This window comes from Aurantibacter sp., from assembly GCF_042094015.1.
GTDB lineage: Bacteria > Bacteroidota > Bacteroidia > Flavobacteriales > Flavobacteriaceae > Aurantibacter.
The window spans coordinates 1-11,852 of the sequence record NZ_JBELDZ010000076.1; the positions used below are offsets into that span (position 1 = coordinate 1).

An 11,852-nucleotide genomic window follows, 5' to 3' on the forward strand; every position below is an offset into this window, starting at 1 on the left:
CCCGCGACCCTCACCTTGGCAAGGTGATGCTCTACCCCTGAGCTACTTTCGCAGTTTTAAATGAACTTACAATACAACATTGCGAGTGCAAATTTAAACTAATTCTTAAAACTACAAAGCCTTTTTTAAAAAAATTACAATTTATTCGTTTTAATAAGCATTCTCTTTATTTCATTCAACTTCATTAATGCCTCAACAGGAGTTAACGTATCAATATCTATAGAAGTTATTTCTTCTTTAACACGTTCTAAAAGAGGATCATCTAAATTAAAAAAACTTAATTGCATCTCATCATCTTGAAGCTGCTTTACCTTATCCACCAACCGCTCACTTGAATGTGATTTTTCTAATTTCTTTAAAATTTTATTGGCACGTTGCAATACAATTTGCGGCATTCCTGCCATTTTTGCGACATGAATACCAAAACTATGCTTACTTCCACCTTCAACTAATTTTCGCAAAAACAACACATCATCTTTAAGCTCCTTTACAGAGACATTAAAGTTTTTTATTCTTTTAAATGTTTCTGTCATTTCATTCAACTCATGATAATGAGTAGCGAAAAGAGTTTTTGGTCTTCCTGGATGCTCATGTAGATACTCACTAATTGACCAAGCAATTGAAACCCCATCATAAGTACTGGTTCCACGACCTATTTCATCTAATAAAACAAGACTACGTTTACTTATATTATTTAATATAGAAGCTGTTTCATTCATTTCTACCATAAAAGTAGATTCTCCCATTGAAATATTATCACTCGCGCCAACTCTAGTAAAAATTTTATCAACGACTCCTATTCTTGTAGATTCAGCAGGCACAAAACTTCCTATTTGAGCCAATAAAACAATTAAAGCCGTCTGCCTTAATATTGCTGATTTACCAGACATATTAGGGCCAGTAATCATAATAAATTGCTGGCTTTCATCATTTAAATTGACACTATTAGTAATATATGGTTGGTCTACAGGTAATTGCTTCTCTATAACAGGATGGCGACCTTCAACAATTTCTAAATCAAAAGATTCATCTACGACAGGTAACACATAATTATTTTCTATTGCCAACTGAGAAAAACCACATAACGTATCTATTTTAGCAACTAAATAGGCATTTTGCTGTACTGCTTTAATATATTGACTCATCCAAAGAACCAAATCTAAAAACAATTTTTGCTCAATTACAGAAATACGTTCTTCTGCTCCCAAAATTTTAGCTTCATACTCTTTAAGTTCTTCAGTAATGTATCTTTCTGCATTAACTAAGGTTTGCTTTCTAGTCCATTCTTTAGGAACTTTATCTTTATGTGTATTCCTAACTTCAATATAATAACCAAAAACATTATTAGAAGCTATTTTAAGCGAGGTAATTCCTGTACGCTGACTTTCTCTGTCTAACATTTTGTTTAAATAACTTTTGCCTTCAGTTGACAAAGCTCTTAACTCATCTAACTCTTCTGAAAAACCTTCAGCAATTGTGTTACCTTTTAATATATTAACTGGAGCATTTTCACTAATTGTTTGTTTAATTCTTTCCCTAAGTAAATCACAAGCTTGTAAGCTTTCACCTATAACCTTTAATGATTCATTATCTGTTTGACTTGCCAATACCTTAACTGGAGCAATAGCATCTAAAGAGTTCTTAAGTTGAACAACCTCGCGAGGACACACTTTTTGAGTAGCTATTTTAGAAATTAATCGCTCCAAATCCCCTATTTGCTTAATCTGATTTTGAATAGCGTAAAGACTATCTGTATTTTCTTTTAAGTAAGACACAACATTATGCCTCTGCTTAATCTTTGTAATATCTTTTAAAGGCAGAGCTAACCAGCGTTTTAACAAACGTCCGCCCATAGGAGAAATGGTTTTATCTATTACATTTAAAAGTGTTACTGCATTATTATTAGTAGAATGATATAATTCTAAATTCCGAATTGTAAAACGATCCATCCAAACATAGTCATCTTCCGCAATTCTACTTATGGAAGAAATGTGTTCTAACTTATGGTGTTGAGTTTCAGATAAATAATATAAAACAGCACCTGAAGCAATAATTCCTTCGTGTAAATCTTGAACTCCATAACCTTTAAGCGAGGTAGTATTAAAATGTTTTAATAAAATTTCATTACAATAATCCGTTTTAAAAACCCAATCTTCAATATTAAACGTATGAAAATCATCTCCAAAAGAATTATTAAATTCTTGACGTTTTTGCTTAGCTACAATAATCTCACTTGGATTAAAGTTTTGCAATAATTTATCTATATAATCCAGATTTCCTTGTGAGGTTAAAAACTCTCCAGTAGAAATATCTAAAAACGAAACTCCAATAGTTAGTTTGCCAAAATAAATAGCACATAAAAAATTATTGCTTTTAGATGCTAGCACTTCATCATTTAAAGCAACACCTGGTGTAACTAATTCTGTAACACCACGCTTTACAATATTTTTAGTTTGTTTTGGATCTTCTAATTGGTCGCAAATAGCAACTCGCTCTCCAGCTTTTACAAGCTTTGGTAAATATGTATTTAAAGAATGATGAGGAAAACCTGCTAACTCAATCTCACTTTCGCTACCAGCTCCACGTTTGGTTAAAATAATCCCTAAAATACTTGCTGTTTTTATAGCATCCGAACCAAAAGTTTCATAAAAATCTCCGACACGAAACAACAACAAAGCATCTGGATATTTTGCTTTTATAGCATTATACTGCTTCATTAAAGGTGTCTCTTTTTTAGTTTTTTTAGCCAATGAATAATCTATTTAATGTTATTTTTGCATAGCAAATAAGTTATGCAATGTAATTAATATTTAAGGTTAATTAATAACATTTCCTTTGAAGTTATTTGGATTTATTCACAATTACAATAATTAATTCAATACGAATAATACACTTATGAGAAAGTTAAAAAACAGTGAATTAGATCGACTAAGTATAGACGATTTTAAATCTATTGAAAAAACACCTATTATAATTATTCTAGATAATATTAGAAGCCTAAACAATATTGGATCTGTTTTTAGAACTAGTGATGCTTTTTTAATTGAAAAGATTTACTTGTGTGGAATAACCGCAAAACCACCACATAAAGATATTAATAAGACTGCTTTAGGAAGTACAGATTCTGTTATATGGGAACATATAGAAGATTCAAACAAACTTATCAATAAGCTAAAGTCTGAAAAAATAAAAATCTGCAGTATTGAACAAGCCAAAAACGCTACAATGCTTAACGATTTTAAAGTTGAAAGAGACACTACTTATGCCTTAGTTTTTGGAAACGAAGTTAAAGGTGTGCAACAGTCTATTGTTTCAAACAGTAATTCTGTAATTGAAATACCTCAATTTGGCACAAAACACTCTTTAAATATATCTGTAAGTTGTGGTGTTGTGGTTTGGGATATCTTTTCTAAACTAAAATCTTTATAAATTAAACAACCCACATATAAAATTTCAAAAAAAAAAAAAAACTTTTTAATTAAAAGTCTAAATAATTAACTTTTGCGTTTTTTGAAATTAGACTCTGTATTACATCAATTCTTCCATTGGAATAAAACAAATGCTTTGGCTTTTTGTCCGTTTCATTTAAAAGATGAATAGCTCTTAAGACAGCTTCTGTGTGATTTGCTACAGCTTTTCCAGAATCTATTATTTTCACTTCTTTAGGTAATAGTTTTTTTAATTGTGGCACTAAGTAAGGATAATGAGTACAACCCAAGACCAAATAATCTATATTAGCTTTAATCATTGGTTTTAAATAAGTCTGCAAAAGTAATGTCATCTCTTCAGAATATAATTTTCCAGATTCGATTAAATCTACTATACCTTCTCCAATTTGTTCTACCATATAGACATCCGAACAATAAAGCTTAGTTGTTTTTCTAAACAACTCACTACTTAAAGTTCCTCTTGTGGCTAAAATACCAACAGCTCTTGTTTTTGTTTTTAAACTAGCTGGTTTAATTGCTGGCTCAATACCAATAAATGGTACATTATATGTTTTCCTAAGAATTTTAATTGCATTTGTTGTAGCTGTATTACAAGCAACTACAATTATTTTACAACCATAAGACAATAACAGTTCTGTATTTTCAATACATCTTGCTATAATCCAATCCTTACCTCTTGCTCCATAAGGTGCATTTGCTGAGTCGGCTAAATAAATAGTAGATTCGTTTGGAAGCAACTTATTTACTGCTTTAAAAACAGAAGTTCCACCAACACCAGAATCAAAAAAACCTATAGGACTTTTACTCATATATTTAAACTAGAAAAGCTGACTAAAAATAGTCAGCTTTTCTTAATTATGAAAGGAATTTAAATTAAAATCCTAATTCTTTTTTTACGTCTGCCAATAAGTCTTTACCTTCAGCCATAATAACTCCACCACCTTGAGCAGAATCTAAAACATATTGAAAACCTTGAGCTTTAGCAACTTTTAAAATTGCTGCTTTAGCTTTTTCTGTTATAGGCTTTAATAAATCCACTTCTTTCTTTTGCAACTCTTGCTGTGCTTGAGTTTGAAATTGCTGGATATTACGCTCCATAGTTTGAACCTCAGCAACACGTTTTGTGTTTTCTTCTTCTGTTTTTGTACCAGCTTCTGCTTCGTACTGCTTCATTTTAGCTTGATATTCTTTTACCATAGCTTGAATATCTGCTTCGTAAGTTTTTCCTAATTTCTCAACTTCAGCTTGTGCTGTTTTCATTTGAGGCATAGCAGTAACTAACTCTGTAGTGTTAATATGAGCCACTTTAGTTTGAGCAGTTGTTAATGTAGTTGCAGTAATAAATAATGCTGCAGCAATAAAAAGGGTTTTAAATTGTTTCATTTTTAATAGTATTTACGTGTTATAATTTAATATTTATGTTAATTTGGATCTTCGGCTTTATCAGCTTCTCGTTCTTCTTTTGCTTTTTTCCTAGCTTCATCAGCTTCCTTACGTTTATCTTCAAGCTCTTTTGCCCTCCTTGCTCTATCCGCTAATCTAGCTTGTCTTTTTTCTTCTAAAACTTCTTCTGCTGTTTTAGGAATTTCTACGTTTTCACTAGATTTTTCAGAATTGTTATTTTCTTCAATTTCTGTGGTCTCTGAATTGTTCTTTTCTTTAAGCTCAGCTCTCTCTGCTTCTCTTTTCTCTCTCTTTTCTTTTTTCTCTTGAATTTCAGCCTCTCGCTCTATGCGCAACTGTTCTTTTTTTACTGCTAAGATAGAATCTCTACTTGCTTTTCGCTCCTCTAAAATACGTTGACGTTCTAATTGACTTTCAGATTGCTCTTCTTCAATAACATCATCTTTTTCTGCTTCTCGCTTTTCCGCTCTTGTATTTGCTTGTTCACGTTTTGAGGCTCTATTTAAAATTCTTAAAACCTGATCACTTATATCGTATCTTTCTGCTGAATAAAGCATTACTACATCAGCGGACTTATCAAAAACAAAATCATACTTACGAGTTGTAGCTAAATCTTGTACTGCTTGAAAAATTTGATCTTGAACAGGCTGCATTAACTGCTTACGCTGGATCATTAAATCACCTTGTGGACCAAATCTTTTTTGCTGATACTCAATTATCTCTTTTTCTTCAAATGATAAATCTTCTAAACGCTCCTCAAACAATTCTTTAGTCAACAATGCTTTTTCATTACTTAATGCTTCTCTTTGCTGTTTTATAACATTTAATTTAGATTCTATTTCAGACTTCCATCTTTGAACCTTAGTCGCTAATTGACTTTGAGCCTGCTTATACTCATCAACGTTACTTAAAATATAATCAGTATCTATATACGCAATTTTAGCTCCATCTCGCTGTGCAAAAGAAAGCTTAGAGCTAAAGATTGTTATAACCAATAAAATAAAAACTTTTAATTTCATCTGTATCTCATTTTAATTTTTAACAAATAATAAATATAGTAGTCTATCTTTTTATCCTTGTTTTCAAAATAACGAATTTTAAATTTAAAAACTATATGGTTATAGATTAAATCTCTACTTGTAATTAGAAAATATCGTGCCAAAATGTTTTCTAAATCATTTTTGAGAAATAATTATTTAGAATTGTTGACCAATTATAAAGTGTGTTTGCCAACCACTCTTTATTGATTGCCCAGGAATTGGATCAAAACCATGTCCAAAATCAATTCCTAACAAACCAAACGCAGGCATAAATATACGTACTCCAAGTCCTGCAGAACGATTAAGCGCAAAAGGGTCGTAATCTTTAAACTCATTATAAGATCCTCCAGCTTCTAAAAAACCTAAAGCATATATCTTTGCTGACTGTTTTAGTGTAATTGGATAACGAAGCTCCATAGAGAACTTATTATAAATTGTACCTCCATCTTGAGAAACATTACCAAAATCATCTTCTGGCTGGATTGATTGATTTGGATATCCTCTCAAAGCAATTGCTTCTCTTCCATCAAGACTGAAAGCCCCTAACCCATCTCCTCCTACAAAGAAACGCTCGAAAGGAATAACTCCTCTATCTTGATTATAAGCTCCTAAAAAACCAAATTCCACACTAGGTTTTAAAACAAACTTACCAACTAGCTTAGAATACCAATCGACTTTAAACTTAACTTTATAAAACTCTAACCATTTAAAACGCTCTTGATCGATTTCAGCTATTCTTGCTGAAGCACTAGTTCTGTCTTCAATGCTATTATTTGAATCAGAAATAACATCAGAACTAACATCTCTTTCTTCTTTTAAAGCTGTATAATCTACTCCATTCAACAAAGAATAAGGTAAAGAGAATTTTGCTGTAGCCGAAAAACTAGATCCTCCTGTTGGAAAAATAGGGTCATTAAATGTATTATTTCTACTTAAACCTACAGTATATGCTAAGTTATTAGAATAACCATCTCCGAAAGTAAACAGGCCAGTGTTATAATTTTTAAGATTATAATGTTGAAAACTTAAAGCTTGAGACAATGTAAAATAATCATCAGGTATAGATAATCGTTTGGCTAAACCAACTGTTAATCCTGTGATGTTAAAACGTCTATTCTTATCCGCTGTACCAGAAGAAGGGTCGAATAAAAATTGCTGAGTTTGAGATATTGATGTAGAAAATTGAACTGGTTTTTTTCCACCCATCCAAGGCTCTGTAAAAGAGAAACTATAAGTCCTAAAAAAACGACTTGCCTGAAGTCTCAAAGATAATTTTTGCCCATCTCCCATAGGTAAAGGCTTATATGCATCTTTTTTAAATATATCTTTTAACGAAAAATTATTAAAGGATAACCCTAGAGTACCTATAAATCCTCCACCACCATATCCACCTTGAAGTTCAATCTGGCTAGAACCAGCCTCAACTAAAGAATATTCCATATCTATAGTTCCTTCTTCTGGGTTTGGATTTTTAAAATTTGGAGACAACTGCTCAGCATCAAAGAAACCTAATTGACTTAACTCTCTTACGGTTCTTACTACTTTTTCTTTACTATATAACTCTCCAGGACGTGTTCTAATCTCTCTATATATAACGTGATCATTAGTCTTATCGTTTCCAACAACTGTAACTTTATTAAAATAGACCGGTTTCCCTTCTGATATTCGTATTTCGATATCAATAACATTACCGCTAGCATTTATTTCAACTGGATTAATTGTAGAAAATAAATATCCGTTATTTTGATACATATTAGTAATATCGTTAGCATCAGGTCTTGAATTATCTGCAATTCTCTTTTGCAATTCAATTCCATTATATACATCACCTTTTTCAACTCCTAAAGTTCTTCTAAGTGTTTCGTCTGAATAAACGGTATTACCAATAAAAGAAATGTCACCATAATAATATTTATCTCCTTCTTCAATCTTAATATCTAAAGAAACCCTACTATCATTTTGCTTAATTAATGTGTCTGAAATAATACGAGCATCTCTATATCCACTTTCTTTATATTTATCTACAATAGATATTAAGTCTGTATTATAGTCCGATTCAATAAATTTAGATCTTTTTAGAACTCTAACAGGATTAACCTGTTTAGTATTCTTCATAGACTTCCTAAGCTTCTTACTAGTTAATACTTCGTTACCTTCAAAATTTATTTTAGAAACTTTCACTTTAGACCCTTTATCTATTCCAACAAAAAGATTTGTTCTTAATTTGTTATTTGTAGAGTCTTTAGAGATGTCGTTAGTTGTTACTTTTACTTTAGCTCCTAAAAACCCCTGTTTTCTATACTTACTCTCAAGATAATTTCTAGTTGTAGTAATTAAATTCTCTGTAACTTTAACACCTTTAGTTAAGTTATTTTCGTTTATTAATGTCTCTTTTTTACCTTTTCTAATACCATTAATTACAACTTCATTTAATTCTGGTAAATCAGACAATCTTATTTCTAAAAAGGCAAGGTCACTTTCGGTTTTTAAAAGATAAACTTCAATATCACTAAACAAATCTGAATTCCACAACTTTTTAATTGCATTACTTATGTCTTCTCCTGGAATTTGAACCTCAGAGCCTTTTCTTAAACCAGAATATGTAATAATAGTTTGAGCACTAAATGTAGTATTCCCTTTTACTGAAATTTCTCCCAGTGTATATTTTGCTCCATTTTCATAACTCAATTCTTGTGATACAAGTGTATTTACACAAAAGAAAAGTGTAGCAAATAATGCTGATTTAAATAATGTTTTCAAAATATTATATTTAACTAAGTTGTTCGCTTGTTTTTCCAAATCGTCGTTCTCTATTTTGATATTCTATTAATGCTTTTACTAAATGTTCTTGGCTAAAATCCGGCCATAGAACATCTATAAAGCATAATTCTGCATAAGCTATTTGCCATAATAAAAAATTACTAATACGCTGCTCACCACTTGTACGTATCAATAAATCTACATCTGGCAAATTTTGCGTGTAAAGATGCGCATTTACAACTGATTCATCTATACTTTCTTCAGAAATTATATTATTTTTAACTTTAGAACTTATCTCTTTAACAGCATTTAACAATTCGTCTCGAGAACCATAACTTAAAGCTAAAGTCAATGTCATTCTAGTGTTTTCCTTAGTTTCCTCAATAACATCATTAAGTTCTAAAAGGACTTTTTTAGGTAAAGCTCCTAAATTACCTATTGCATTTAGTTTAATATTATTTTCTTTTAGAGTAGCTATTTCTTTTTTAAGAGAAGAAACTAATAATCGCATTAAGGTATCTACTTCTAATTTTGGGCGTTTCCAATTTTCTGTTGAAAAAGCATACAAAGTAAGATTTTCTACACCTAATTTAGCACAAGTTTCCACAGTTACTCTAACAGATTTTGTTCCGTTTTCGTGACCAATAGCTCTAAGAAATCCTTTTTGTTTAGCCCAACGACCATTCCCATCCATAATAATGGCAAGATGTTTCGGTAAACGTTTTTTATTAACTTGTTGTATTAAATCCATTAAAAATTACAAAAACAAGGGTTTCGACCAAATGTATAAGTTAATGTAAAACCTGTAAACACATAAAAATCGTTATTATTTATATTTCCAAAACTAAAAGCGTCTAATAGGTTTGGATTATCTGGCACACTTCCATCTATCTCATCTGAAAAAGTAGCTCTAGCACCAATTTCCAGTGATAATAAAAACTTATCTGTTATTTTAGTTTTATAGCCAACAGCTACAGGAATTCCCCAAGCCTGACTTGAAGTATTTTCTGACTGCATATCTCCTTGATTATTAAAAAAGAAATTATCATGAAAAGCCACAGAAACACCTGTATAAATATAAGGTGTAGATTTTGGTCCTAACTTATGTAGGTCAAAATCAAAAAAAGTAAATTCAACTCCTGCAGACAGTTCCAATATACTACTTGTGAATTCATAATTACGTTGAATTCGACTAGGGTCATCTGAGTCATTATCTATTCCAACCAAATCCGTATAAACAACCGAAAACCTATAAGCATGTCTTGGACTTCTATTCCATTTATAAACCGCACCTATAGCTAATTCTTTTGGCGCTATATAAGTTGTTGAACCAACATCGCCAACAAAATTACTTCCACCTAAATAAACGCCAATCTCATTTATTTGAGCTTGACTTATTTGACAAGTGATTAGTAAAATTAATATAACAATAAATTGCTTCATAAAGTCTTAAAAGTTTGCAAATATAATAAATAAGATTAGCCTATTACAATAGGATTGAAATAGTTATAGTTTTAAACTAATTTTATGCTATAATATTGTTTAATTACGTTTGTCTTCTCCCCAAAGTAATTTTTTTCGAAGTGTTTTTAAAAAACTCTCATGAGTTAGTTCAATCATTTTTATTTTAAAAGATGCCTTTTTTATGGTAATTGTAGTATGTTCTTTTAAAGTAGCAATTCTAGAGTCTAAAGAGACCAAATAATTTTTTTCTCTTCCACTAACCTTAAGTGTAATTATTGCATCATCTGGAATAACTAAAGGCCTAGCGCTTAAATTGTGTGGCGCAATTGGTGTTAAAATTAAACTAGAAGTATTTGGTGTAATTACTGGCCCACCACAGCTTAAGGAATAACCTGTTGAACCGGTTGGTGTGGAAACAATTAATCCATCACTCCAATAAGAAGTTAAATATTCATTATTTAAACTAGTTTCAACAGTGATCATAGATGTAGTGTCTTTTCTACTAACTGCAATTTCATTTAAAGCAAAATTCAATTCTCCAATACTTTCTGTATCTGGATTTGTATAAATTTCTAACAAGCTACGCTCAGAAATATTATAATTTTTATTTAAAATAGCTTCAATTGCATCTTGAATTTCGTTTGTTTGAATTGTAGCCAAGAAACCCAATCTACCTGTATTCACACCTATTAATGGTATGTCTAAATCTTTTAGAAAGGTGACTGCTCTTAGAATTGTTCCATCTCCACCAACACTAATTAATAAATCGTAAGAATTATCTAAAACAGTAAATGTGTCTAATTCTAAAAATGAATTTTTATTTATTTCAGCAAAAAACTCAGCCTCAACAAAAACTTCAAAAGATTTTTTATTTAGTACTTCCAAAAGCTTCACAAAAGAATCTAAAGATTTATTCTTATAAAACTGACTATAGATTGCAATTTTCATAATTACATATTTAAGTATTTAGTTAAATAATCCGATCGCTCTTTTAAATTTTCTAAATACAAATCGTCTTCAGTTTCAGATAAAATATTATAACTATACCTTCTAAAACTTTGGATAACATCATTTAAACTGGCATTACCAATTTTAACGGTAATTTGTATCACATCATTTTCTAACCTAGATATAAAAGCGCCTAACAATTTCCCATTATTAGATTCTACTATTTGAGCAACTTCACTAAAAGAATAATCCGACACACTTTTCTCAATAATTAAAATTCCACCTGGTTCAGAAAAAAATGGCGTTTCATTAAATAATTTAATAATATCATTTAACTCGTAATAACCTAAATAATTATTTTGAGCATCTAAAACTGGCATTATATTAGTGTTATTTGCAGCAAAATCTTCCAAAACATTTAACCAAGTTGCATTGTTACGCACAAAAAAACCTTCGGTAGCGTAAGCACATTCAATTAAAGGTTTATCGCTTTCAAAACAATAGGCATCATTTTCAGAAATACAACCTAAATAAGCACCATCTTCATTTTTAATAGGTATATGAGAATATGTTAACTGATTAAACAAAAACTGTAAAGCGCTAACCTTTTCTTTTATTAATAATGGTTTAACATCATTAATTATGTAGTCTGACAGGAGCATAAAATAAATTTAATGGTAGTGCAAATTAATCAATTTTTAAGTCAAAAAACCTCTACTACTTTGTATTTTTGTAATAATTAACACAAAAACTATGACAAAGTTAAGCGTAAACATAAATAAAATAG

Annotated in this window: 10 protein-coding genes; 1 reads left to right on the forward strand and 9 read right to left on the reverse strand. The window is 30.5% G+C overall.

Features of this window, described 5'->3' with window-relative positions:
* Window positions 1–134: 134 nt before the first annotated feature.
* Window positions 135–2,750: a DNA mismatch repair protein MutS gene (gene mutS / locus ACFDSN_RS10110; protein ID WP_375239731.1), complete on the reverse strand. Its 2,616-nt coding sequence runs from the start codon at window positions 2,748–2,750 to the stop codon at window positions 135–137.
* Between the two features lie 145 nt (window positions 2,751–2,895).
* Here mutS and ACFDSN_RS10115 point away from each other — a divergent pair, with 145 nt between their 5' ends.
* Window positions 2,896–3,429, forward strand: coding sequence for a TrmH family RNA methyltransferase (locus tag ACFDSN_RS10115; protein WP_375239732.1), 534 nt, complete (start codon window positions 2,896–2,898; stop codon window positions 3,427–3,429).
* A gap of 49 nt (window positions 3,430–3,478) precedes the next feature.
* Here ACFDSN_RS10115 and murI read toward each other — a convergent pair whose 3' ends face one another.
* The 8 genes from murI to ACFDSN_RS10155 form a co-directional block, all read right to left on the reverse strand.
* The gene (murI, locus tag ACFDSN_RS10120) at window positions 3,479–4,258 is read right to left on the reverse strand and encodes a glutamate racemase (RefSeq protein ID WP_375239733.1); all 780 of its coding nucleotides are present in this window, start codon (window positions 4,256–4,258) and stop codon (window positions 3,479–3,481) included.
* A 64-nt stretch (window positions 4,259–4,322) separates the two neighbouring features.
* Entirely contained in the window at window positions 4,323–4,832 is a 510-nt protein-coding gene (locus ACFDSN_RS10125) for an OmpH family outer membrane protein (protein ID WP_375239734.1), read from the reverse strand.
* Between the two features lie 38 nt (window positions 4,833–4,870).
* Window positions 4,871–5,848, reverse strand: coding sequence for an OmpH family outer membrane protein (locus ACFDSN_RS10130; protein ID WP_375239735.1), 978 nt, complete (start codon window positions 5,846–5,848; stop codon window positions 4,871–4,873).
* Between the two features lie 201 nt (window positions 5,849–6,049).
* On the reverse strand, window positions 6,050–8,692 hold the full coding sequence (locus ACFDSN_RS10135; protein ID WP_375239736.1) for an outer membrane protein assembly factor: 2,643 nt from the start codon (window positions 8,690–8,692) through the stop codon (window positions 6,050–6,052).
* The gene (locus ACFDSN_RS10140; RefSeq protein WP_375239737.1) at window positions 8,664–9,404 is read right to left on the reverse strand and encodes an isoprenyl transferase; all 741 of its coding nucleotides are present in this window, start codon (window positions 9,402–9,404) and stop codon (window positions 8,664–8,666) included. The genes ACFDSN_RS10135 and ACFDSN_RS10140 overlap by 29 nt, the downstream gene beginning before the upstream one ends.
* Complete coding sequence (locus ACFDSN_RS10145) at window positions 9,404–10,096, reverse strand: DUF6089 family protein (RefSeq protein ID WP_375239738.1); 693 nt, start codon at window positions 10,094–10,096, stop codon at window positions 9,404–9,406. Before ACFDSN_RS10145 ends, ACFDSN_RS10140 begins: the two co-directional genes overlap by 1 nt.
* 99 nt (window positions 10,097–10,195) lie before the next feature.
* Window positions 10,196–11,065: an NAD kinase gene (locus ACFDSN_RS10150; protein WP_375239739.1), complete on the reverse strand. Its 870-nt coding sequence runs from the start codon at window positions 11,063–11,065 to the stop codon at window positions 10,196–10,198.
* Window positions 11,066–11,067: 2 nt separating this feature from the next.
* Window positions 11,068–11,727 carry an acetoin utilization protein acuB gene (locus ACFDSN_RS10155; protein ID WP_375239740.1) on the reverse strand — a complete coding sequence of 220 codons (660 nt, stop codon included), beginning with the start codon at window positions 11,725–11,727 and terminating at the stop codon, window positions 11,068–11,070.
* Between the last annotated feature and the right edge of the window lie 125 nt (window positions 11,728–11,852).